This window comes from Bradyrhizobium sp. LB14.3, assembly GCF_040547985.1.
Classification (GTDB): domain Bacteria; phylum Pseudomonadota; class Alphaproteobacteria; order Rhizobiales; family Xanthobacteraceae; genus Bradyrhizobium.
The window spans coordinates 81,114-101,679 of record NZ_JBEPQT010000002.1; the positions used below are offsets into that span (position 1 = coordinate 81,114).

At 63.7% G+C, this 20,566-nt stretch carries 25 protein-coding genes; 13 read left to right on the top strand and 12 right to left on the bottom strand.

Features of this window, described 5'->3' with window-relative positions:
* Positions 1–203 precede the first annotated feature (203 nt).
* A complete protein-coding gene (locus tag ABIB00_RS04045) occupies positions 204–452 on the top strand; it encodes a hypothetical protein (RefSeq protein WP_247445578.1) in 249 nt (82 codons plus the stop codon).
* A gap of 288 nt (positions 453–740) precedes the next feature.
* Complete coding sequence (locus ABIB00_RS04050; protein ID WP_354103479.1) at positions 741–1,112, top strand: hypothetical protein; 372 nt, start codon at positions 741–743, stop codon at positions 1,110–1,112.
* A 619-nt stretch (positions 1,113–1,731) separates the two neighbouring features.
* Here ABIB00_RS04050 and ABIB00_RS04055 read toward each other — a convergent pair.
* Together ABIB00_RS04055 and ABIB00_RS04060 are read right to left on the bottom strand one after the other, a co-directional pair.
* Positions 1,732–2,343 carry a hypothetical protein gene (locus tag ABIB00_RS04055; RefSeq protein WP_354103480.1) on the bottom strand — a complete coding sequence of 204 codons (612 nt, stop codon included), beginning with the start codon at positions 2,341–2,343 and terminating at the stop codon, positions 1,732–1,734.
* A gap of 469 nt (positions 2,344–2,812) precedes the next feature.
* A complete protein-coding gene (locus tag ABIB00_RS04060) occupies positions 2,813–3,163 on the bottom strand; it encodes an Abi-alpha family protein (RefSeq protein ID WP_354103846.1) in 351 nt (116 codons plus the stop codon).
* Between ABIB00_RS04060 and ABIB00_RS04065 the strand changes: the two genes are divergently transcribed.
* From ABIB00_RS04065 to ABIB00_RS04090, 6 genes are all read left to right on the top strand, one after another.
* Complete coding sequence (locus tag ABIB00_RS04065; protein ID WP_354103871.1) at positions 3,144–4,151, top strand: calcium-binding protein; 1,008 nt, start codon at positions 3,144–3,146, stop codon at positions 4,149–4,151. The genes ABIB00_RS04060 and ABIB00_RS04065 overlap by 20 nt on opposite strands.
* 350 nt (positions 4,152–4,501) lie before the next feature.
* Positions 4,502–5,128, top strand: a complete 627-nt coding sequence (locus ABIB00_RS04070; RefSeq protein WP_247445574.1) for a PilZ domain-containing protein — start codon at positions 4,502–4,504, stop codon at positions 5,126–5,128.
* A 102-nt stretch (positions 5,129–5,230) separates the two neighbouring features.
* A complete protein-coding gene (locus tag ABIB00_RS04075) occupies positions 5,231–5,488 on the top strand; it encodes a hypothetical protein (RefSeq protein WP_354103481.1) in 258 nt (85 codons plus the stop codon).
* A gap of 531 nt (positions 5,489–6,019) precedes the next feature.
* Positions 6,020–7,060, top strand: coding sequence for a PrsW family glutamic-type intramembrane protease (locus ABIB00_RS04080; RefSeq protein WP_247347027.1), 1,041 nt, complete (start codon positions 6,020–6,022; stop codon positions 7,058–7,060).
* 69 nt (positions 7,061–7,129) lie between these two features.
* Entirely contained in the window at positions 7,130–7,708 is a 579-nt protein-coding gene (locus ABIB00_RS04085; protein WP_354103482.1) for an HdeD family acid-resistance protein, read from the top strand.
* Between the two features lie 234 nt (positions 7,709–7,942).
* Positions 7,943–9,028 (top strand): 3-deoxy-7-phosphoheptulonate synthase, encoded by a 1,086-nt coding sequence (locus ABIB00_RS04090; protein WP_354103483.1) that lies wholly within the window; start codon positions 7,943–7,945, stop codon positions 9,026–9,028.
* 57 nt (positions 9,029–9,085) lie between these two features.
* Here the strand turns inward: ABIB00_RS04090 and ABIB00_RS04095 are convergent, their stop codons facing one another.
* Genes ABIB00_RS04095 through epmA form a run of 3 tightly spaced genes read right to left on the bottom strand, consistent with a single transcriptional unit; the run spans position 9,086 to position 11,539 of the window.
* Positions 9,086–9,340, bottom strand: a complete 255-nt coding sequence (locus ABIB00_RS04095; protein ID WP_354103484.1) for a hypothetical protein — start codon at positions 9,338–9,340, stop codon at positions 9,086–9,088.
* A 43-nt stretch (positions 9,341–9,383) separates the two neighbouring features.
* Positions 9,384–10,478, bottom strand: coding sequence for a lysine-2,3-aminomutase-like protein (locus ABIB00_RS04100; RefSeq protein ID WP_354048573.1), 1,095 nt, complete (start codon positions 10,476–10,478; stop codon positions 9,384–9,386).
* Positions 10,475–11,539: an EF-P lysine aminoacylase EpmA gene (gene epmA, locus ABIB00_RS04105; RefSeq protein ID WP_354103485.1), complete on the bottom strand. Its 1,065-nt coding sequence runs from the start codon at positions 11,537–11,539 to the stop codon at positions 10,475–10,477. The genes ABIB00_RS04100 and epmA overlap by 4 nt, the downstream gene beginning before the upstream one ends.
* Positions 11,540–11,701: 162 nt before the next feature.
* On the opposite strand from epmA, the gene efp reads away from it, so the two are divergent.
* The 3 genes from efp (at position 11,702) to ABIB00_RS04120 (ending at position 14,985) form a co-directional block, all read left to right on the top strand.
* Complete coding sequence (efp, locus tag ABIB00_RS04110; RefSeq protein WP_247347054.1) at positions 11,702–12,268, top strand: elongation factor P; 567 nt, start codon at positions 11,702–11,704, stop codon at positions 12,266–12,268.
* Between the two features lie 24 nt (positions 12,269–12,292).
* Positions 12,293–13,915: a M23 family peptidase gene (locus tag ABIB00_RS04115; protein WP_354103486.1), complete on the top strand. Its 1,623-nt coding sequence runs from the start codon at positions 12,293–12,295 to the stop codon at positions 13,913–13,915.
* Between the two features lie 83 nt (positions 13,916–13,998).
* Complete coding sequence (locus tag ABIB00_RS04120; protein WP_354103487.1) at positions 13,999–14,985, top strand: DUF808 domain-containing protein; 987 nt, start codon at positions 13,999–14,001, stop codon at positions 14,983–14,985.
* A 30-nt stretch (positions 14,986–15,015) separates the two neighbouring features.
* Here the strand turns inward: ABIB00_RS04120 and ABIB00_RS04125 are convergent, their stop codons facing one another.
* Positions 15,016–15,510, bottom strand: a complete 495-nt coding sequence (locus ABIB00_RS04125; RefSeq protein ID WP_456664552.1) for a cupin domain-containing protein — start codon at positions 15,508–15,510, stop codon at positions 15,016–15,018.
* A 30-nt stretch (positions 15,511–15,540) separates the two neighbouring features.
* Complete coding sequence (locus ABIB00_RS04130) at positions 15,541–16,020, bottom strand: carboxymuconolactone decarboxylase family protein (protein WP_354103489.1); 480 nt, start codon at positions 16,018–16,020, stop codon at positions 15,541–15,543.
* Between the two features lie 54 nt (positions 16,021–16,074).
* Between ABIB00_RS04130 and ABIB00_RS04135 the strand changes: the two genes are divergently transcribed.
* On the top strand, positions 16,075–16,599 hold the full coding sequence (locus tag ABIB00_RS04135) for a MarR family winged helix-turn-helix transcriptional regulator (protein WP_354103490.1): 525 nt from the start codon (positions 16,075–16,077) through the stop codon (positions 16,597–16,599).
* 30 nt (positions 16,600–16,629) lie between these two features.
* On the opposite strand, the gene ABIB00_RS04140 is transcribed toward ABIB00_RS04135, so the two are convergent.
* The 3 genes from ABIB00_RS04140 to ABIB00_RS04150 form a co-directional block, all read right to left on the bottom strand.
* Positions 16,630–16,803, bottom strand: coding sequence for a hypothetical protein (locus ABIB00_RS04140; protein WP_354103491.1), 174 nt, complete (start codon positions 16,801–16,803; stop codon positions 16,630–16,632).
* 77 nt (positions 16,804–16,880) lie between these two features.
* On the bottom strand, positions 16,881–17,132 hold the full coding sequence (locus ABIB00_RS04145) for a hypothetical protein (RefSeq protein WP_247347063.1): 252 nt from the start codon (positions 17,130–17,132) through the stop codon (positions 16,881–16,883).
* A 72-nt stretch (positions 17,133–17,204) separates the two neighbouring features.
* The gene (locus tag ABIB00_RS04150; protein WP_345946913.1) at positions 17,205–17,465 is read right to left on the bottom strand and encodes a hypothetical protein; all 261 of its coding nucleotides are present in this window, start codon (positions 17,463–17,465) and stop codon (positions 17,205–17,207) included.
* Between the two features lie 135 nt (positions 17,466–17,600).
* On the opposite strand from ABIB00_RS04150, the gene ABIB00_RS04155 reads away from it, so the two are divergent.
* A complete protein-coding gene (locus tag ABIB00_RS04155) occupies positions 17,601–18,830 on the top strand; it encodes a lytic murein transglycosylase (RefSeq protein ID WP_354103492.1) in 1,230 nt (409 codons plus the stop codon).
* Between the two features lie 5 nt (positions 18,831–18,835).
* On the opposite strand, the gene ABIB00_RS04160 is transcribed toward ABIB00_RS04155, so the two are convergent.
* Together ABIB00_RS04160 and ABIB00_RS04165 are read right to left on the bottom strand one after the other, a co-directional pair.
* Positions 18,836–19,633, bottom strand: coding sequence for an aldolase (locus ABIB00_RS04160; protein ID WP_354048589.1), 798 nt, complete (start codon positions 19,631–19,633; stop codon positions 18,836–18,838).
* Between the two features lie 111 nt (positions 19,634–19,744).
* Positions 19,745–20,554, bottom strand: a complete 810-nt coding sequence (locus ABIB00_RS04165; protein ID WP_247445558.1) for an SDR family NAD(P)-dependent oxidoreductase — start codon at positions 20,552–20,554, stop codon at positions 19,745–19,747.
* Between the last annotated feature and the right edge of the window lie 12 nt (positions 20,555–20,566).

Genomic DNA, 20,566 nt, shown 5'->3' on the forward strand with positions numbered 1-20,566 from the left:
CGAACATATGCCCTTAACGCACGCGCTGTAGTTTCAGGGGCCACGGATGTTGTACATTCGCACGATCGTGGTTGCGACGCCGCATCGGCTCACACGCCGTTGAACGCGAGTGAGCAATTCGTGCGTTTGAATCGTGCCCGATCATTCGTACCTCGATGGCGAGCCGGCTTGGTTCGGCCTGATGTCATCAATGGAGAGAGCGAATGACCACGTCCAAACTGTTGTCGATGGGACTGATTGCAGCAGCCATGCTCGGCGGGCCCGTGATGGCGCGCGAGCATCACGGCGTCGTGCGGCAGCCCGCCGTGGAAGCCGATACGGTCGCAACGAGCGCGCCCTTCTATTATCCAGGCGAACGCGCCTGCGTTCCGGCGCCGCGCGTCGGCGCCTTCGCCACTGCGCCGTGGACCGGCAACAACGTGCCTTGCGAGCCCGGCACGGGCAGCCTCTGATCGCGCCGACGCGTCCGTGCGGATGACGCCGCCGGCCGCCGTATATCGAATGACAGGGAGCGGGTTGGTCCATTCAGCCCGCTCCCTTCGTACGCCGCCACCACGCGCGGCCCGATCACCTTCGCGCGGAGCGTGCCTGATGTATGACGCCGAATTCAGTGGGATTCCCGTGCATCGCTCCTACCTCTCTTGCATCACACGCCCAGTCATCAGCAGCCTCGCGCGCACGGCATGACGCGGAAGCGGGCTCAGGGATGGCCGGGCAGCTCAACACGAGAGGAGCTTTCCATGAAACGAGCCATCATGATTCTGGCAACAGCAGCACTCGCTTCGACGCTAGCCGTCAGCGCGGCCGACGCGCACGGCGGCGGCGATGGCGGCGGCGGCCACGGCGGCTTCGGCGGCGGTGCACACGCCGGCTTTGGCGGCGGCGCGCACTTCGGCGGCATGGGGCATGAGGGCGGATTCGGTGGCGGTGCTCGGTTCGGCGGCGAGCATCTCGGCTTCGACGGCCATGCCGCAACCGGCGGCCTTCGCCAGCACGCGTTTCACCACTATGACCGCTACCGCTCTGGATATGGATTCTACGGCGCCTATCCGGATTGCTACGATTGGTACGAGCTGCATCCCGGCCAGCCGTTGCCGCTGAGCTGCAGCTAGATCCGCGCGCACAACGCCGATCGGTTCGGATCGCACAGCGTTGCGGTCCGGGCCGATCGAGCTGCGCAGTTCATAGCGTGGCTGTCGGCACGCGATGTGCCCGCAGACCACAACGGCAATGGCGGCTCCAGCCTGCAGCCTCCACTGGAGCCGTTTTCTTGCCTGCTGGCAGGGCGAAACACCGCGAGATTGAGGAACGCCACAAGAAAACGCCGCCCGCTTAAAATAAAGCGCAGGCGGCGGCGTTCCAGCCCCGAGAGGGATGAGCAAAATCCCGGATATCCATTGGTCTGAACGGTCAGAGTAAAGGTTCAGTCTGGTCCAGAATGGCCACGCACGTCTGCCTGTGAGGCAGAACGACTGCGGATATGGTGGCTCGCTGCTCGGCCTGAATTGTCAGCGCTGAACCCAATGGCTGGCCTTAAGTTCCGGCGTCCAGGAAGCGAAAACGGTGAGTGGACCTTAGTGGGCTTTGTGGCGCGCGCGAATGTCTCTAAGCTTTGCCCCAATGGGAGGCTGCCGATGTCCGACGATCCGATGCCGTACGAAAAGGCGATTGAGGAGACCGCAAAGACGACCGGGATGATGGTCGACCTTGTGCGGGACGGCGCCCGGGCGATCAGCCCGACCGTCGCGGACGCGTACAACTTCCTGATGGGTGACCGATTATCACACGCCCGTAAACGAAATTTGGATGCGATCGCGAGGGAGACCGATGGGCTCGGTCCGACATGCTGCCGCCCGCGTCGCCGTAGAAAGTGGTCTGCGGTTTAACGGCGGGGGAGCCTCTGAATGCTTCGAAACTGTCGTTGCCACCTTCGGCGTGGCCGGACATGTTGCCTCCGGCATCGCCGTAGAAAGTGATATGCGGTGCAACTGCGCCAAGGGCAGGAGCGGCCTCACCAGTGTCATCGCCGCCGCGCGCGTAGCCGGACATGTTTCCGCCAGCGTCCCCATAGAAGGTGCTGTCGGTGAAGGCGAGATCCGTGAAGCGATCGTTGCCGCCAACAGCATGATCGAGCATATCCCGACCCGCGTCCCCAACGAAGTTGTTGATGGAGTTCACACCACCGGAAAAGGTGTCGTTGCCCCCGGTGGCGTGATCGCGAATGTCCTGACCCGCATCGCCGACAAGAAAGTTGGTTGCGTTCGCGAGGCCAATCAAAACGTCATCGGTACCCACCTGATGGTCAATGAGACTCCCAGGAATAATTGGAATGCGCTTGGCCATGAACACCTCCCGTTAAACGTCCCATTTTTCAAATGCAAACCTGCATGCCGGCGGAAACGAGGGGTTTCGCGCAATGAACCGAGCAAATCGGATGGCTTCGCTGAAGCGAATGTGCCGGATGAGCCGTCGCTGACAGCCTGTGCTGCGCCAGACTCCGGGGCGCAGCATGAGAAAGCTCTCAGGCGCATCTTCCGAACGGTCAGCCTCCGCTTGGCCGGACTAAGCTCTTTGTCGGATCGATCTCTTTTGGAGCATATGCAGGCACCTTGGCGATCTTGCCGTGTGAATAAAGAGCGCGATGACGCGTGATCTTGCCCAGTGCCCAGTGCCCAGTGCCCAGTGCCCAGTGCCCAGAAATTGTATACTTCTAGATTTAAAAGTATATGGCGAATTTAATCAAAATATAATACAGCCTTTAATTAATACGGCCTTTAATTGAGGTCCGTGATGGCCCTTGAATGAGGCGGGCCTATCGGAAGACCGACTGTAAATCCGTCGCGCGTTGACGCTTGGTCCGAATTCGCAGCGGCTGATGTCCGATAAGGCCGTGGCCCGCTGGCAACCGCGGCCTGCCAGTTAGCCTGAGCACGTGATCCTCCAGCGATTTCGTGTGCAGGAACTTCAGAACGCGGGCATCCAAGGGCTCGAGGCTCTGCAGCAGCTTGATGAATTCCGGCCGAACCCGTTCCGACCGACTGGGGTCCACCGCATTCGCCAGCAGGCGAGACCAGAGGGAGCGAAGCTCGTCTCGGCTCTCTGCCTCCGCCGCGCTAAGGAGCGGAATTGCGATTTGCTCCGGCGTGGCTGGCGGTGATGACACATTCAGCGCCAACGTGGCGAATTCCGACCTGATCTTCTACGGCGACGCGGGCGGCAACATGTCGGACCGTTGCGCGGGCGGCAACGATACATTCACGACGACCGGCTTTGAGAACAACAACCATTTCTACGGCGACGCCGGGGGCAGCATGACCGGCCGCGCCGTGGGCGGCGATGACACCTTCACGGTGAGCGGCTTGAACCCCTTTAGTTTTTTCTACGGCGACGCCGGTGGCGACATGTCGGATTATAGCCGGGGCGGCAATGACACGTTCACGACGAGCGGAATTGCCACCGATTTCGTGAACACCTTCTATGGTGACGCCGGGGGCAATATGTCTGGTCATGCCACGGGCGGAAACGATGCCTTCACGGCCGGCGGAGGTCGAAACACCTTCTTCGGGGACGCCAGTGGAACCATGTCTGATGACACCCAGGGCGGCAGCGACACTTTCATGGGTGGTGCGCCAGCGGGCACGCGCGGCGTAAATTTGGCATACGGCGACGCGCTGGCGATGTCCGGCAACGCTCAGGGTGGCAATGACACGTTAATCGCAGGTGACGATGCGACCCTGCAACCGGCCGGCACATTCGACAATACCCTGATCGGCGATGCACAGACCATGTCCGACTATGCCTGCGGCGGAAATGACAAGCTAGTCAGTGGTACTGGAAACGATGACATGTGGGGTGATGCGCAGTCCATTCTTGGCAAAGCGCGAGGCGGCGACGACACGTTCCGTTTCAATTTCAACAGCGGTCACGACAGGATCGAGGATTTTGGTCAGGGCGCACAAGGCGTGGCAGGATCAAATTCGGGGACCGACCACATTGATGTGAGCGCCTTGGGAATCACAAATCTCAGTCAGCTCAGCATCTCTGCTTTCGATCCAACAACTCACGAAAGCACGATCGCGTTCAGTCCTGGCAACGACGTCATTGTGCATAGCCAAGTCGCACTCACGTCGCACGATTTCCTTTTTGCATAGAGCTTTTGGGGGCTGCACCTGATCCCGTGGCAGTGCACGCCGCGTCGCGCGCGTTGCGAACGTTTTCGACGATGGCGAGCAGAAGAGGGAGGGGACTAAAGATCAGCCCCGACAGCCTGACCTGCACGACGACCAAGTTCGCCCTCGCCCTTTGCGCGCTGGCTATGCTGGTACTGCTAGGATGACGCGATCGTGAGATCGCGGGCCTGATAATCGCGGCGCTATGCCGCGCGCTCCGGTCGGCGCATTTACCAGAAATTTACCCCTGCTCGCGAGCGCCGGTATCATTTGCTTAGAATTTGATCGCTACCGTGGATCTACGGAAATATTCCGAAACACGATTGGCGCCCATGTCCGTCGCAGACTTCCTCAGGCAGCGTGCAGTGCAAGTCACCGTAAGCGGCAGCTACTCGCTGCCGCGCTGGTACGATTGCGAGGGCAAGCTCCGCACCTTCGCCTGCCGCACCAGCCGCGTCTCGCCCTTCCGCATGATGGTCGACGTTCCCGTGGTCGGCAAGATCGGCGAGCGCGTGACCTCCTACTTCCAGGATTTTGGTGAATTCCAGTGCACCATCAGCGCGACGCTGAAATCGGGTTTCCTGATGGAGCTCGACATGACGCGAGCCCGGCGCGCCTGGATGTCGGAAAAGCTGACCTGGCTCGAGAAGAAGCAGAAGGACGCCAGCGTCCTGGAGCTGCGGAATGACGCGCGCTTCGTTCCGCAGGTCGCCCATACTTTCCTGGCGCTTGCCGACGGCAGCACCCATGCCTGCTTCATCATCGACGTTTCCACGGCCGGCGTTGCGATATCCAGCGAGTACGACCCGCCGATGGGAACGCCGCTTGCGGTCGGCGCCTGCGTCGGGCGCGTGATCCGCAAATTCGAGCACGGCTTTGCGGTCAAATTCGCCGAAAGGCAATCGCGGGACGACCTCGTCCGGCTGATTGTCCGTACGCCCATGCTGCAATCGGCCTGATCCTCCGCCTCGCTGCCCTATCGCGGCCCCATTCCGGGATCAGCTTTTGAGGGTCCGCCCTTGTGCCGGACGTCATTTGCAGACTTGCGATCGGGGGACCGAATGGCAGTCGACAAGATCGGACTCGACAAGATCACCTGGGACAGGGTCGGCCGGGTCACCGAGCCTGGACGCTACATGTACACGTTCGGCTGGCTCACCATCACCGCCGGCGATCTCGATATCTGGAAGCAATACCCGCAGGCCGCGTTCACGCTGATGGCGGAACATTCCGAGCCGGACGCATCCATCGGCGAAGAATTCCACCTCGGCGCCTTCGACATCGCGCCCAACGCACCGTCCCCGTTCACCACCCACTGAAGGCCGCAATCGCGGGCACCGATCTGAACGGGAACGCATGGCATGGGCGTTGCTTTATCAATGCCATGATACAGATCCCCGGCGTTGATCAGGCCTTCCTGCTGCTGCTCATCGTGTTCTGCCTGGGCATGTGCCTCGTGCGCGTCTTCTGGGAGCTTGAGCAGGTCCGGGCACGCCGGATCGCGTCGCCACCCCCGCGAACGCACGACGAAGCGTGACCAGGCCGGCCCGCCCCGGCCCCGCGTGCTCTGGACTTGCCGCGGGGACACGTGCATCGTGAATCGAAGAAACCTGCGCATTTCGTTGATCTGGCTCATCAATCGCGCCGCGATATCTGGCGCGCGATCGTTGCCATGGATAACGAACATGTCCCGCCATGCAATTGATCGGGCTCCGTATTCCGGACCTCACCGGCGGCGCGGATGAACGCAGGCTGTCACGCTTGTTAAGCGAGCCGACAGCAGGCGCATGACACATGGTCGCATTGGTGAATGTAGATAAGCGGATCAAGGGAACCTATTTTCGGCGCCGATGTACCTGATTGAAGCGTTACCCACCGTCATCGGAACGGCCGCCATCGCCCCGGCGCTGCTGATGCTGTGGCTTGTCATCGCCGCCGAGGAACGCCCGGGACCGCCGGCCCAGGTCTGGACCGCGTTCCTGCTCGGCGCAGCCAGCATTTCGCTGCTGGGCCTCGCCCGCGCTCCTTTCGCCAAGATGGTCGCGGCCCCGGACAACCCGTGGGCGGCGCTGGCGATGCATTCGATCTTCGGCGTCGCGCTGCCGGAGGAAGCCGTCAAGGTGATCGCCATCGTGCTGGTCGCCTCGACCAAGCGGCGGACCTTCGCCAATCCGATGGACACCGTGGTCTATGGTGCCGCGGTTGGCCTCGGCTTTGCCGCCTACGAGAACCTCGCCTATCTCGTCCAGCACGCCGAGATGTGGCGCTCGCTGGCCGCCTTGCGCAGCGTGCTGACCGTGCCGTTCCACGGCGCGCTCGGCATCATCGCCGGCGCCTATCTGACCATCGCGCGTGCCGGCACGGCGCTGGGTGCGAACCGCCATCATCGCGACTGGGCCCGCCTCTCCAGCCGCCTGCTGATCTTCGCAGGCCCGCTCGCCCTGCATTCGGCCTTCGACTTCCCGCTGCTGACCCTGCAGCGCATGCCGGATCTCGATCCGACGCTGCGGATGTGGCTGGGCGGCGCGAGCCTGCTGATCGGCTTCAGCTCGATCGCCTTCGCCATCCGCCTGGTGCGGCGCGTCGCGCGCCATCACGCGCCCCGGACCGACGTCGCGCGCGAGCGGCTGAGCCAACTGCGCCGGATGTGGGCGCTGCTGCTCGCCGGCGGCGGCGTCGGCTTTCTCGGGCTCGCCTTCGTGCTGACCTCGATTCATCACTGGCTCGTCAACCCCGAGCGCAATCTGACGCTGGCCCTGATTCCGATCGGCCTGGTCTCGATCCTGCTAGGCCTCGCACTTCTGATCGTCACGACCGCGATCTATGTTCTCGGCCGCAACCGCATCCGCACCAGCGGGGAAGGTTTTTCGTCAGCGCACGGCGGCGGCTGAACCGCGGGATGGCAAGCGCGGTGTGCGCGTACTAGATTGAGCGCACGCCTGTCGATCTGGAGCCCGCCGATGACATCACCTGAGGATTTTTCCCGGCTGCAATCCGCCATGAGCCGAACGGTCAAGGCACATTGGAAAGCCTTCCTGTTCGAAGGAATCCTGCTTGTCGTTCTCGGCGTTGCCGCACTGATCCTGCCGCCGCTCGCAAGCCTTGCGATTACGATCTTCCTTGGCTGGATGTTCCTGGTCAGCGGCATCGGCGGATTGATCGCGACCTTTTGGGCACGCAGCACGCCGGGCTTCTGGTGGTCGCTGATCTCCGCCGCGCTCGCCGTGCTCGCCGGCATGTTGCTGCTGGCGCGGCCGATGCAGGCGGTGCTGACGCTGACCATCGTGCTCGGCGCCTATTTCCTCGCCGAGGGCGTCGCCACCATCATGTACGCGCTGCAGCACCGGCGCGAGTCGGGCGGCCGCTGGTCGTGGCTCCTGATCGCGGGCCTCGTCGACATCGCGATCTCGTTCATGGTGATCACGGGACTGCCGAGCTCGGCGGAATGGGCGATCGGCATCCTCGTCGGCATCAACCTGCTGTTCGGGGGCGCCACCCTGATCGGCATGGCTTTGGCGGCACGCAAAAGCAACAGTTGAGGCGCCCCGTGGCCCTCACCTCGCTTGGGGGGTGACAACCCGCCGATCGCGCGCTATATGACTGACCATGATCACCGTCGCCACCAGCTTTTATTGGTATTTTAGCTACGACAGCTCGCTGGCGGTGGGAGGATCACGCTCAATCTGACAAATTGCAGCATCTAGTCCGAACAGCCGCCAGACCTGGCGGCTTTTTTATTGGCCGGCAGGTTCTCAAAATGACAGGAGCCCGCCGTGCTGAGCACGACCGACGATCTTCGTATCCGCGAACTGAAAGAGCTGAGCACGCCGGAAGAGGTGATGCGGGAAGTCCCGCGCACGCTCACCGCGACGCGCGTGGTGATGGCCGCGCGCAACGCCATCCATGCGATCCTCAATGGCCAGGACGACCGGCTTCTTGTCGTGGTCGGCCCCTGCTCGGTGCATGATCCCAGGGCCGCGCTCGAATACGCCGAGCACCTCGCGAGCTTGCGCGAAGAGCTCGCCGACCAGATCGAGATCGTGATGCGGGTCTATTTCGAGAAGCCGCGCACCACTGTCGGCTGGAAGGGCCTGATCAACGATCCTGATTTGGACGGCAGCTTCGACATCAACAGGGGTCTGCGGCTGGCGCGCAACGTGCTCTCTGCGGTCAATAATCTCGGCCTGCCCGCAGGCACCGAATTCCTCGACATGACGACGCCTCAATACATCGCCGACCTCGTGTCCTGGGCCGCGATCGGCGCCCGCACGACCGAGAGCCAGATCCATCGCGAGCTGGCCTCGGGGCTGTCCTGCCCGGTCGGCTTCAAGAACGGCACCGACGGCAACGTGCGAATCGCGGCGGACGCGGTGAAGTCGGCCTCGCATCCGCATCATTTCATGGCGGTGACCAAGCTCGGCCGCTCGGCGATCGCCTCGACCGCGGGCAACGAGGATTGTCACATCATCCTGCGCGGCGGCAGCAAGCAGAACTACGATGCGGCAAGCGTCGCGGAGGCGTGCAACGATCTGGCGAAAGCGAGCGTCGCGCCGCTCGTGATGGTCGATGCGAGCCACGCCAATTCGAGCAAGAAGCCGGAAAACCAGCCGCTTGTGACGGCCGACATCGCCGGGCAGATTTCCGGCGGCGAGAACCGCATCATGGGGGTGATGATCGAGAGCAATCTCGTCGCCGGGCGCCAGGACGTGGTACCGGGCAAGCCGCTCACCTATGGCCAGAGCATCACGGACGGATGCATCGACTGGGCGACCACGGCAACCGTACTCGAGCAGCTCGCTGACGCGGTCGAGATCCGCCGCAACACCAAAAGCGCCGGACTGCACGAGCGTACAGCGTAGTGCCAAAGCAAACGCGGGCGGGGTGAGGCTGTCGCACCCTGCCCGCTGCTCCGGCGCCTAGCAGCCGCGGCAGATGCTCTTGATCTTTTTGTCGAGCGCCTGATTTTCCTTGCTGAGGGGATCGTTCGGGTCGCTCAGGTTCTTCTCGTTCGGTACGTCGCCGGCGCGCGGCTGGCGATGGCCCACCGGCGCCTGTGGCAGCGATCCGGAGGCCGCCCCGCCGGACGTGGATCCCTTGGTGCCGCCGGTCTGCGCAACCGCCGCGCCGCCGAGCAAGACCACGAGCGATACTGCCACCATGATCTTCTTCATGTCTCTCCTCCATTCCTCAAGCCGGCGTCTCCTCTGCCACCGCTCAGTTCTCGGGCGGATAGAGATGAATGTCGCCGCAATAATCCACGATACGATAGCGCGTTTCCGACGCCGCATCACCCGCATCAGGTGCGGTATTTTGCATCGGCAACACGTAATTCGGCCCCACCGGCGACTTGCCGGCGCCGCCGGGAATGTCGATGACATAGTCAGGCTGACACAGCCCTGACACCCGTCCGCGCAGCTGCCGCATGAGGTCCTGCCCCTCGGCGAGCGTCGTTCGCAGATGCGCGGTGCCGGGCGCGAGATCGCCGTGATGCAGATAATAGGGCTTGATCCGGCATTCGACGAAAGCTCGCATCAAATCCGACAGAGCGGTCAAATTGTCATTGACGCCGCGCAAAAGCACGGACTGGCTCACCATGGGAATTCCGGCATCGACCAGCCGCGCGCAGGCGGCGCGCGCCGGCCCCGTCAGTTCGCGCGCATGGTTGGCATGCAGCGCCACCCAGGTGGTCGCGCCCTGAACCTTCAGCGCCGCGACCATCTCGTCGCTGATGCGCGCGGGATCGGCCACCGGCACGCGGGTATGAAGGCGGATGATCTTGACGTGATCGATGCCGGCAAGATCGGCCATGATCTCGCTCATTCGCCGCGACGACAGCATCAGGGGATCGCCGCCGGTCAGGATCACCTCCCAGACCTCGCTGTGCGAACGGATGTAGTCGATCGCCGCGCGATAAGCGCCGTCCGAGAGCGCGTTCTCCTTGCCGGGCCCGACCATCTCGCGGCGGAAGCAGAAGCGGCAATAGACCGCGCAGACGTGAACAAGCTTGAACAGAACGCGGTCGGGATAGCGATGCACGATCCCGGGGACCGGCGAGTGCGGATGATCGCCGATCGGATCGGCGTTCTCGCCCGGCTGCATCTCCAGCTCCGCGGCAGTCGGAACGAATTGCCGCGCGATCGGATCGTCGGGACTGGATTTGTCGATCAGTTCGACCAACGCCGGCGTAATCGCAACTGCGTAGCGCGCGGCGACACGTTCGAGCGCGGGTAGCGCTTCGGCAGATACAAGCTGCTCGGCCACAAGTTCGGCCGGCTCGCGCAATGTGCGTGCAAGGTTGGTCTTCGTCATGTCTCACTTAACATTTCATTTGCAGGCGGCGTCCAGACCACCTGATCAATTCGCGATGCGCCGCTCGCCAGCATCACCAGCCGGTCGAAGCCGAGCGCGACGCCGCTCGCCTCCGGCATTGCGGCGACCGCGGCCAGAAAGTCCTCGTCCAGCGGATAGGCCTCGCCGTAGCGGCGCTGCTTCTCAGCCATGGAGTCCGTAAAGCGCTTGCGCTGCTCGTCTGCGTCGGTCAATTCGCCGAAGCCGTTGGCGAGTTCCACGCCACAGGCATAGACCTCGAACCGCTCGGCAACGCGGGGATCACCAGCCTTCACACGCGCCAGCGCCGCCTCTGGAGATGGGTATTCGAACAGAATGGTCAAACGCCCCTGCCCCAGATGCGGCTCGACATGCTCGACCAGGACCTTGCTGAAGATGTCTGACCAGGTGTCGTCCCCGGCCACACGGACCTTGCCGGCAGCCGCCTGAGCGAGCGCGGCGCGGTCGCCTTGGTCGCCGGAAATGGTCGCAAGCAGATCGATCCCCGCAAACTGCTCGAAGGCGCCGGCAACCGTCATGAGCTCCGGCTCGGCGAAGGGATCGGCGGTGCGGCCGCGGAAGGCGAAGGTGCCGATACCGGTCGCCTGCGCCGCGCGGGCGATGAGAACGACGCAATCGGCCATGATGGCGTCATAGGGGGCGTCTGCCCGATACCATTCCAGCATAGTGAATTCGGGCAGATGCAGGTCGCCCCGTTCGCGGTCGCGGAACACCCGGGCGAATTCGAAAATCCGGGTCTCCCCGGCCGCCAGCAGCTTCTTGCAGGCGAATTCCGGCGAGGTCCGCAAGTATCGGCTGGCATGGCTGCCGTCGGGCCGCATGATCTCCGTCCGGGGGGCATGCAGATGGGTCTCGTTGCCCGGGGAGACCTGCAGGACGGAGGTTTCGACCTCGACAAAGCCCTGCTCGACGAAAAAGCCCCGGAGAGCGCCGGTGATGGCCCCCCTGGCCTGAAGGAACGGCCGGCGGTCGAGATGCCGCCCGGGCGACCAGAACGGTGAGATCGGCTTGTCCCCAGCCATTAACCGGCCGCCCCCGCTTTGAGCAAAATGCTGGCATCCACCGGCAAAATCAGTATGTTGCGGCCCGAAACGGTCGCCGAGGTCCGATTTGAGACCCCGAGTCCCCCCGAGATTTGATCACGTCCTGGCCGGAGCCGGGCCAAGCAAGCAGGAAATTTAGCTTTGAGAGTCATCGCCAGTTCTATTCGCAAGGGCAACGTGATCGAGCAAGACGGCAAGCTATATGTCGTCGTGACCGCCGAGAACATCCATCCCGGCAAGGGCACCCCGGTCAGCCAGATCGAAATGCGCCGAATCTCGGACGGGGTAAAGATCTCGGAGCGCTACAAGACCACCGATCAGGTCGAGAAGGCCACGATCGAAGAGCGCAACTTCACCTTCCTCTATGAAGATGGTGAGGGCTTCCACTTCATGAACCCGGAGACCTATGACCAGGTCCAGGTGTCCAAGGACGTGATCGGCGACGCCGCGGCCTATCTTCAGGAGAGCATGACGGTCAAATTGTCGACCCATGACGTCAACGTGGTGTCGATCGCGTTGCCGCAGCGCGTGACGCTGGAAGTGGTCGAGACAGAGCCCGTGACCAAGGGCCAGACCGCCTCTTCGTCCTACAAGCCCGCGATTTTGTCCAACGGCGTGCGCACCACCGTGCCGCCGCACATCGCGGTCGGCACCCGCATCGTGGTGATGACTGAAGACGGCTCCTACTCCGAGCGCGCCAAGGACTGACGGGGAACAGAGCGAGCGCAACAGGTGCCGCCGGGAGGCGAGACAGTGGTAGGGAAGGGTTTCCGCTTCGTCTCGCAACTTCTGGCGTCGCTTTCGCTCCTCATTGCCTCTCCGCTCGCTGCGGATGAACTCCGCAGCCCCTCGCTCTCGGCGCTGCGCGTCGATTGGCGCGCGGCGCTCGACCAGCTCCGCACCGAAATCAACGCCCGTCCCCGGGCCGCGGACGATTTCATCTTCGCACCTCGTCGTTCGGTGCCGCGCTACGATCCGCGCGCGATGCCGGCGCTGGTGCAGCTCAACGCGATCTCCTCACAATTCTTCACCGGCATCGCCCGCAGCTCCGTGCCCGTGCTGCTGCCGTTCGACGCCGCCGCCTATTTCGAGGCGCTGCGCAATGGCGCGCCGGCGACACTCGCGCTGTCGCGCTACCAGTCTGACTTCAATTCTGTCGACATGTTCGATGCCGGCCCCGCCGGCTACAGCGCAACCTTCTCATTCGAGCCCGGCGCCGGCGACGGCATGCCGAGCCGGGTGTTCGCAAGGCCGGTCGAGGTGCAGATCACGGGATCGGCGCTCGTCTACGACGTCGCCGATCCCTCGGGCGGCAAGGGCGAGCAGGTCAAACCGCTCGCAGCGCTTTATCCGGACCTGCGCAAGTTCATACGGGAAGGCTATGTGCGCTACGCTTTCACCCGTTTCGGCGTCGCCTATGTGGTGTCGATCCAATGCCTCGACAGCGTCGCCAAGCCGCGGCGGCTTGCCTGCAAGGAAGCCTATCCGGTCGCCGAGCGTTTCCTGAAGGCGCTGCACGTTGCCGGCGGCCAGCGCATGCGGCCGCTGACGGACATTGCTTCCAACATTCTCGATCGTCCCACGCAGCGTTCCCCGGACTTCACCTACCGGCCAAGCGGCGACATCATCCCGAACACCGGCTATCGCAAGCAGGGTGGACATCCCGATGTGATGGCCTATGCGCAGATCCGCTTTCCTCTCGAGAAGGCGCCCGCGTTCGTACGCTCGCAATCCTATGCCAAGCGCGACAAGATGGAGAGCACGACCGGCTATCCCTGGCGCGACAATTTCTGCGAATCCCGCAGTTTCGAGGTCTGGCAATGCGGCGGGGGTTATGGTCACCAGGGCGAGGACATCCGCGCGGCCGAATGCCCGCCGCCCGGCGAAGGCCGCGAAGCCTGCGATCACAAGCAGCGTGGCGTCGTCGCGGTGCGCGATGCGAGGGTCATTCGCGCCTCCAAGGACCAGGCCGCCACGCTTCAGGTCAACAGCCGGACCGAGCACATCCGCTTCCGCTACATGCATATGAACCCCCAGGCGATGAACGCCGACGGCCTGCTCAATGGCCGCATCGTCTCGGAGGGCGAAAAGATCGGCGTGGTCTCGAACTATCTCGACCATCCCGCCGGCACCTCGATGCACCTGCATTTCGACGTGCAGGTGTTCACCCGCGACGGCTGGATCTGGGTCAGTCCTTACGTCACGCTGGTCTCGGCTTATGAGCGCCTGATCCGCGCCCGCGGCCGCGAGGTCGGCCCGGAGATCGCGGGTGCTCCGCAGCCGGTCGCACATGCGCTGCCGGAGGACGTGATCAAGCCGGACCTGCGCGAAGGATCGGGCGGCGAAGAGAATTGACGGCTTGCTCGTTCCAATGCCGGGCAGTGCAAAAGCGTGTTGTCGCACACCTCGCCGGCTCGAAGGCCGAAGGAACAGGGTTGATGAGTGTCGGACTGATTGGTCTTCTCGACGATATCGCGGCGATTGCAAAGGTGGCAGCAGCCTCGCTCGACGATGTAGCGAGCCAAGCGGCCAAGGCGGGAGCAAAGGCGGCTGGCGTGGTCATCGATGATGCCGCCGTCACGCCGAACTACGTGATCGGCTTTGCCTCGAAACGCGAACTGCCGATCGTGGGTAAGATTGCTGTTGGGTCGCTGCGTAATAAATTGCTGATACTGTTGCCCACTGCTCTGTTGCTGGGTTATTTCCTTCCCGCCGCGGTGACGCCGCTGCTCATGCTGGGCGGAGCCTTTCTCTGCTACGAGGGTGCCGAGAAGGTGCTCGGAGCCGTGATGCCGCATCATGCGCGCCACCACGAAGCTCAGCTCCAGCCGATTGCGTTGAATGCGCGGTCGGTCGAGGACGAGAAGGTCGCGAGCGCCATCAAGACGGATTTCATCCTGTCGGCGGAGATCATGGCGATCACGCTGGCGGCCATCCCGGCGGGCAACATCTGGACGCAGGCGCTCGTGCTGGCGCTCGTCGCCATTTTCATCACAGTTGGAGTCTACGGCGTGGTTGCCCTGATCGTGAAGGCGGACGATGTCGGCGTGGCCCTTGCGCGGTATGACGGCGCATCGGTCATTGGCGGCGCAATCCGCTTGCTTGGACGTGCGCTCGTCCGCGGCATGCCTACCTTCCTGGCGGTGCTGAGTACCATCGGCACGGCGGCGATGATCTGGGTCGGCGGCGGCATCATCCTGCACGGCATCGAGCAATACGGTCCACCCGTGGTCGGCCACACTGTCCATGCCGTTACCGAGGCTGCCGCGCACCTCCTTCCCTCCATTGCCGGCATCGTCGAATGGTTGGTCGTGGCAGCCATCTCAGGCGTCATTGGACTCCTTGTCGGCGCAGCTGCGATTCCTGTCGTCGAATACGGTCTTTCACCGGTATGGAAACGGTTGAAGCGATCGCAGCCGACTTGAACAACGGCGGTTTCGGATTGCGAGTGCCAGCTACTCCAGCAACGTCGTCAGCTGCGCGCCCTCGTCCGCCACGAATACCGCGATCAATTCCGCCGGCTCCGTGGTGCTGGCATTGGCCGAGACCAAATGGGTCGAGCCGGGCGGCTCGAAGAAGGACTGGCCGACGCCAAACGTCTCGACCGGACCGCCGCCGAGCTGGGAGCGGATCTCGCCCTTGGTGATGTAGGCGGTGACCGAGCCTGCGTGACGATGTGGCCGCGAGAACCCGCCGGGACCATAGAACACACGCAAGATGGTGACGCGCTTGCCCGGCACGTTCGGCAGCGCGTAGGAGCCAATCGGTTCGACTTTGTCGAGCGGCGAACTTTCGGCGGCGGTGGCACAAAGCGGCGCCAGCGCGCCTGAAACAGCATCCATCGTCACCGGTAACGCCTTGCCGATCGCAAGCGCGCAGGCAAGCCCGCCGGCGACGGTAATCGCGATCGAACGCGATGGCACCCGGCACTGCGTTGTGGCCAAATTCATTGCAGTCATGACAACCTCCCTTCGTTGCAATCAGGACGCCGCGGCATTCGCTGCGACCGGCCGCTTCGCCGGCGTCCAGCGAAACGCTGCGCCAAAACGGTTCCAGACGTTGATCGAGGCGACCGCCGAGGTCAGGTAGGTCAGCTCGGTCTCGGAGAATTCACCGCTCGCTTCGGCGTACACGTCTTCGCCGACGCCATCAGGCAGCAACGTTAGCGCCTCGGCCCAAGCCAACGCGGCGCGCTCGCGCGCGGAGAAGATCGGCGCCTCGCGCCAGACCGCGACCAGATTGAGCTTGTCGACGGGCACGCCGATCCGCTCAGAAAGCAGGATGTGATGCTGCACGCAGAACGCGCAGCCGTTGATCTGCGAGGCACGCAGCTTGACGAGCTCGAGGAGCTGCTTGTCGAGGCCGACCTTGGCCTCGAGCTGTCCCAGCGCCAGCACGAGATCATAGACGTCGGGCGCGATCTGCTTGAAATCCTCGTATTCGCTGCGGGCGTGTGACATTGCCGTTCACCTCGTGATATTGTAAGAGCGGTGACACATTATAAGAGCTCTTACATGGCGCGCAAGCCGGCCGATATCACGAGATCGCAACCCCGGCGGAAGGCACCCACGGCCGCCCCGGTGGTGCGCGTGCCAGCCCCCGGGGAAGGCAAGCGCGGCGAGCAAGGTTATCTCGGCTATCTGCTGCGCCAGGCCCACGCCGCGGTCCGTCTGACGACGGAACGGTCGCTGGCCGATCTAGGCGTGACGTCGCCGCAATTCGCGGTGCTGACCATGCTCAATGCCTATCCGGGACTGTCCGGCGCCGATGTCGCCCGTCTCACCTTCCTGACGCCCCAGACTGTGGGCGTCATCATCCGTAATCTCGAACGTGACGGCGCGATTGTGATGACGCCGCATCCTGTCCACGGCCGTATCCAGCAATGGACGCTGACGTCGCGCGGGGCGACGCTTTTGAAGGCGTGCCGGGAACGGGTGATCGCGCTGGAGAAGCGCCTCGCTCGGGATTTGGATACCAAGGCGGAAACCGCGATCCGGCGCTGGCTCGCGGGAATCGCGGCGGATCTACAGGAGGATTAAGCGATCTGCGATTGCCGCGGGCGCGTCTAGCTAGTCGCCGTCTCCCTCGCCGCAGCCGCGATCGTAATCCGAGAAGTCGCTGACGGCGCCGTCGCCTCGAATGCAGCGGCCAAATTTCTCGACAATAATCATCAGGATCACGACGAACAGCCCCGCGCCAAACGGCCAGGGATTAGTACGGATGATGTCGAACAGCTCTCGCATATTCGCATTATGCGCGGATGGAAAGACCGTAAAGTGACAGGCTTAAATTGAGGATATCCACCCGTTACAGGAACGCCCTACCTGCCCTTCAACACTTTCTTAACCTCGCCATCAGACCAGGTTTCGCCCGCTGCAATCACCCGCACGCGGCTTTGGTCCGCCGCGTTCACCAGCTCATGCGAACTCACCCGGTGGCCGCTTGGCTCCAGATGCAGATCGGTCTCAGGCTTCCAGCTCAGCGTGGTCGCGAGATCGCCGGGAAAGATCTGCCATTGTGATCCGTCATCCAGCTCGACCACATGGCTTTCCGTATGCGCGTTTATCTTCATTCCACCCCAAATTCTCGATGAACGGACTGCGTGCGGCGGCGGGCCCCGGCGATCGGCCGGGGCCCCGCTCCGTCAGTCGTTGTCGTGATGAATCACGGTCTTGCTGCGGTTGCCGAGCTCATCTTCCTTCTTGATCACCGTGGTGCGGTCGGCAGGCTCGCGCTCCTTGACGACCGTGGTGCGGTCGCGGTCGCGGTCCCGCTCACGATATTCGTGAGATTGTCCGACCGTCACGCCGGCACCGACCGGACCGACGTGAACGCCGACTTCGTCGGCAAATGCAGGCGCGGCGATGGCGGTGACCATGGCGGCGGCAAACAGATATTTCCTCATCTTCTCCTCCTCAATTTGGTGCGGGGAAAATGCGGGAGTGCGACAGTTTGTTCCGGCGAAAGCATGGAAGGCGGCTTGTTCCTCCAGTTCCAGGAACCGGGTCACAAGCGCCATGTTTCTCGCTAGACTAGGTTCATGAAACAAGCTGATTCCTCGGCCCATCGTGGCCGCCGCGCTCTGCTTCGATCCACGCTCGGCGCAGCCGCACTCATCGCCATCCCAACGCGCATCCTGGCCGCGCCTCGGGGCTTCGAGGAATGGCGGGAGGGTTTTCGCGCCCGTGCCATGGCGAAGGGAATTTCGGCCGCGACCTGGCAGCGCGCGATGGCGCGGGTCGAGCCCGACATGAGCGTGTTCAAGCAGATGCGCAACCAGCCCGAATTCCATGAGCAGGTCTGGCAATACATCAACCGCCGCGTCTCCGACTGGCGCATCATCAACGGCAAGATCGCGCTGAAAAACAACGAGGCGCTGCTCGCGCGCATCGAGCGCGATTTCGGCGTCGAGCGCGGCACGCTGCTGGCGCTGTGGGGCGTCGAGTCCGCCTATGGCGATCCGCTGGTGCAGCAGAATCACATGACGCCGGTATTTCCCTCGCTCGCCGCGCTCGCCTGGAATGAGCCGCGGCGCAAGGCTTATTGGGAGACCGAGCTGATCAACGCGCTACGCATCGTCGACAAGGGCTGGAGCACGCCGGAGCAGATGCAGGGATCCTGGGCCGGCGCGATGGGGCATTCGCAATGGATGCCGGAGGTCTGGCTCAATGTCGGCATCGACTATGATGGTGACGGCAAGGTGTCACCGTTCGGCAAGCCCGACGACGCGCTGGGCTCGACCGCAAAATATCTGGTCAACCGCGGCAAGTGGCACCGCGGCGAGCATTGGGGCTACGAGGTGCGCGCATCCGGCGAGGCGAGCGGCACCCGGACCTATGCGGCCTGGCAGGCGGCCGGCGTCACCCGCGCCGACGGCCAGCCGTTTCCGCAACCCTCCGCGTCCGCGCAGATGTGGACGCCGGTTGCGGGCGGACCGACCTTCCTGCTGGGACCGAATTTCAACGCGGTGAAAAGCTACAATCCCTCGATGAACTATGCGCTGGCGATCTGTCATCTCGGTGACCGCTGCCTCGGCGGGCCGCCCTTCATCCAGCCCTTCCCCGGCTCTGAGCGCGCGCTGACACTCGCAGAAGTGCAGGAGATGCAGACGCGCCTGACCAAGGCCGGTTTCGACACCGGCGGCACCGACGGTCGGGTCGGCAACGACACCATGAAGGCGATCAAGGATTTCCAGCAGCGCGCGGGGATCGCGCCTGCGGACGGCTATGGCGGGCTGAAGGTGCTGGCGAAGTTGCGCCAGGGGTCGTAGCCGGCTCAGTGCCGGTACTGCGGCTCCTCGGCATCGAGCTGGCGGCGGATCGCGGCAAGATGCAACCGCGCGGATTCGGAATCGCCTTCGCGCATCTGCCTGTAGGTTTCGGCCGCAATCGCGGCATCGACCGGCAGAACTTTCCTTCCCGTCGACATCGCCAGCACCTGTACCTCGGCGGCGCGTTCGAGGTAGTAGAGATCGTCCCAGGCTTCCGCGATAGTCGGCGCCAACACCATCACACCGTGATGCTTCATGAAGACGATGTCGGCATCGCCGACGGCCGACGCTATGCGCGCGCCTTCGCTGTTGTCGAGCGCAAGGCCGTTGTAGTCGCGGTCCACGGCCGTGCGACCGTAGAATTTCAGCGCGGTCTGGCCGGCCCAGATCAGGGGATCGCCCTCCGTCATCGACAGCGCCGTGGCGTAGGGCATGTGGGTGTGGAAGGCGACCTTGGCGCGCGGCAGGCGCTTGTGCATCTCGGCATGAATGTAGAACGCGGTCGCCTCGGGCACGCCCTCGCCGTCGAGCACGTTGCCGTGGAAGTCGCAGATCAGCAGTTTTGACGCGGTCAGCTCGCGGAAGGCGTAGCCGTAAGGGTTGACGAGAAACAGATCGTCATGGCCCGGCACCACGGCCGAGAAGTGGTTGCAGATGCCCTCCTCGAAGCCGTTGCGCGCCGCCATGCGGAAGCAGGCAGCGAGATCCTCGCGCGCGCTGCGGATCGCGTCGCTGACGAGATCCGGACGGTTCGAGCGGAATGGCGCCGGCGTGGATGACGAAGAGTGAAGGCTGTGCGCCATGGCGGGAGGACACCTCTGTCGGTCGGGAGAGCTGCCCGCGTTGTACAGCGGCTGCGCCTGCGCGTCAGCCCCTGCGGGCGCCACCCTGCCCTTCGCAGCCCGCGCGGCGGCTTATTGCCGCCGAGGCACGCCGCCGGCGTTCATGCCGCCGTCGATGACGAGCTCGCTGCCGGTGACGTAGCGCGAGGCATCGGAGGCCAGATACAGCACGCCAGAGGCAATCTCGGCGGCCTGGCCAGCACGGCCAAGCGGCGTGACGACGCGCGCACGCTCGTCCGGATCGATCGGCGCGTTGCCCTGGTTACCGGTCGCGCCGGTCGGGATCTTGCCCCAGATCGGCGTGTCGATGATGCCGGGATGGACGGAGTTGACGCGGATGCCGTCACCGGCGGCCGCACACTCCATCGCGATCGATTTTGCGAACAGCCGCACGCCACCCTTGGTCGCCGAATAGGCCGACAGCCCGGGCGAGCCGCGCAAGCCTGCGAGCGAGGACATCATGACGATCGAGCCGCCGCCGGTTTTGCGCATCAAGGGCAGGCAATGTTTGACGGAGAGAAACACGCCGTCGAGATTAATGGCGTTCTGCTTGCGCCAGTCACCGAGTGTCATGTCGACGATCGAGGGCACAGCAATGCCGATGCCGGCATTGGAGACCATGATGTCGAGCCGGCCATGGCGCTTTGCGATATCAGCGACGATCTCGATCCAACGCTCTTCGCTGGTGACGTCCTGCTCCAGGAAAATCGCCTTGCCGCCGGCCTTGGTGATGCGACTGGCGAGTTCGGGGCCGCGCAACTCGTCGATGTCGGTGGCAATGACGGTGGCGCCCTCGCGCGCGAACAGCTCGACGATGGCTTCGCCAATTCCGGATGCGCCGCCGGTCACCAGCGCGACCTTGCCCTCAACCTGCCCTGCCATGTTCACTCCCTT

What these genes read in the sequence shown, in the direction of transcription:
- ABIB00_RS04165 (WP_247445558.1), bottom strand. Translation starts at nt 20,554, where the DNA reads ATGGCAGGGCAGGTTGAGGGCAAGGTCGCGCTGGTGACCGGCGGCGCA.
- ABIB00_RS04140 (WP_354103491.1), bottom strand. Translation starts at nt 16,803, where the DNA reads ATGCGAGAGCTGTTCGACATCATCCGTACTAATCCCTGGCCGTTTGGC.
- ABIB00_RS04160 (WP_354048589.1), bottom strand. Translation starts at nt 19,633, where the DNA reads ATGGCGCACAGCCTTCACTCTTCGTCATCCACGCCGGCGCCATTCCGC.
- ABIB00_RS04155 (WP_354103492.1), top strand. Translation starts at nt 17,601, where the DNA reads ATGAAACAAGCTGATTCCTCGGCCCATCGTGGCCGCCGCGCTCTGCTT.
- ABIB00_RS04080 (WP_247347027.1), top strand. Translation starts at nt 6,020, where the DNA reads ATGTACCTGATTGAAGCGTTACCCACCGTCATCGGAACGGCCGCCATC.
- ABIB00_RS04145 (WP_247347063.1), bottom strand. Translation starts at nt 17,132, where the DNA reads ATGAAGATAAACGCGCATACGGAAAGCCATGTGGTCGAGCTGGATGAC.
- ABIB00_RS04135 (WP_354103490.1), top strand. Translation starts at nt 16,075, where the DNA reads ATGGCGCGCAAGCCGGCCGATATCACGAGATCGCAACCCCGGCGGAAG.
- ABIB00_RS04130 (WP_354103489.1), bottom strand. Translation starts at nt 16,020, where the DNA reads ATGTCACACGCCCGCAGCGAATACGAGGATTTCAAGCAGATCGCGCCC.
- ABIB00_RS04045 (WP_247445578.1), top strand. Translation starts at nt 204, where the DNA reads ATGACCACGTCCAAACTGTTGTCGATGGGACTGATTGCAGCAGCCATG.
- ABIB00_RS04125 (WP_456664552.1), bottom strand. Translation starts at nt 15,510, where the DNA reads ATGAATTTGGCCACAACGCAGTGCCGGGTGCCATCGCGTTCGATCGCG.
- ABIB00_RS04100 (WP_354048573.1), bottom strand. Translation starts at nt 10,478, where the DNA reads ATGACGAAGACCAACCTTGCACGCACATTGCGCGAGCCGGCCGAACTT.
- ABIB00_RS04075 (WP_354103481.1), top strand. Translation starts at nt 5,231, where the DNA reads ATGGCAGTCGACAAGATCGGACTCGACAAGATCACCTGGGACAGGGTC.
- ABIB00_RS04050 (WP_354103479.1), top strand. Translation starts at nt 741, where the DNA reads ATGAAACGAGCCATCATGATTCTGGCAACAGCAGCACTCGCTTCGACG.
- ABIB00_RS04120 (WP_354103487.1), top strand. Translation starts at nt 13,999, where the DNA reads ATGAGTGTCGGACTGATTGGTCTTCTCGACGATATCGCGGCGATTGCA.
- epmA (WP_354103485.1), bottom strand. Translation starts at nt 11,539, where the DNA reads ATGGCTGGGGACAAGCCGATCTCACCGTTCTGGTCGCCCGGGCGGCAT.
- ABIB00_RS04085 (WP_354103482.1), top strand. Translation starts at nt 7,130, where the DNA reads ATGACATCACCTGAGGATTTTTCCCGGCTGCAATCCGCCATGAGCCGA.
- ABIB00_RS04055 (WP_354103480.1), bottom strand. Translation starts at nt 2,343, where the DNA reads ATGGCCAAGCGCATTCCAATTATTCCTGGGAGTCTCATTGACCATCAG.
- ABIB00_RS04095 (WP_354103484.1), bottom strand. Translation starts at nt 9,340, where the DNA reads ATGAAGAAGATCATGGTGGCAGTATCGCTCGTGGTCTTGCTCGGCGGC.
- ABIB00_RS04150 (WP_345946913.1), bottom strand. Translation starts at nt 17,465, where the DNA reads ATGAGGAAATATCTGTTTGCCGCCGCCATGGTCACCGCCATCGCCGCG.
- ABIB00_RS04070 (WP_247445574.1), top strand. Translation starts at nt 4,502, where the DNA reads ATGTCCGTCGCAGACTTCCTCAGGCAGCGTGCAGTGCAAGTCACCGTA.